2 tRNA genes and 1 rRNA gene are annotated in these 501 nt (G+C 49.7%); all 3 read right to left on the reverse strand.

Annotation, left to right across the window (positions count from 1 at the left end):
• Positions 1–167: 167 nt before the first annotated feature.
• Positions 168–243: transfer RNA gene (locus ACP7EY_RS24070), tRNA-Ala, on the reverse strand.
• Between the two features lie 11 nt (positions 244–254).
• Positions 255–331, reverse strand: a tRNA-Ile gene (locus tag ACP7EY_RS24075).
• Between the two features lie 77 nt (positions 332–408).
• A 16S ribosomal RNA gene (locus tag ACP7EY_RS24080) occupies positions 409–501 on the reverse strand; the annotation flags it as partial.

Here is a 501-nt window from a genome sequence, read left to right on the forward strand (position 1 = left end):
GTTGTTGCTTGTTTTGATACATACAATCACTACCCATCGTCCGGTCTGTCGACCGGACAATTAAAACTTTACTTCTTCCAAATTTTTAAAGAACGAAACAGCATTTAATCTCTAAAAGACCAAACCTAAATCCCGGTGCCGTTTGCACTGATTTACGTTTGAACTTTTGGTGGAGGATGACGGGATCGAACCGACGACCCCCTGCTTGCAAAGCAGGTGCTCTCCCAGCTGAGCTAATCCCCCTGGGTGGTGACTGGTAGGGCTGGTTGGACTCGAACCAACGACCCCCGCGTTATCAACACGGTGCTCTAACCAGCTGAGCTACAGCCCCAAATGCTGTTCTTCTTAACTAACAGCCGATAAGTGTGGACGTTCAATGAACCGGTATCTCTACCTGTGCAACTCTAGAAAGGAGGTGATCCAGCCGCACCTTCCGATACGGCTACCTTGTTACGACTTCACCCCAGTCACGAATCCTACCGTGGTAAGCGCCCTCCTTGC

The organism is Massilia sp. DWR3-1-1 (assembly GCF_049898325.1).
Classification (GTDB): Bacteria; Pseudomonadota; Gammaproteobacteria; order Burkholderiales; family Burkholderiaceae_D; genus JAFCUW01.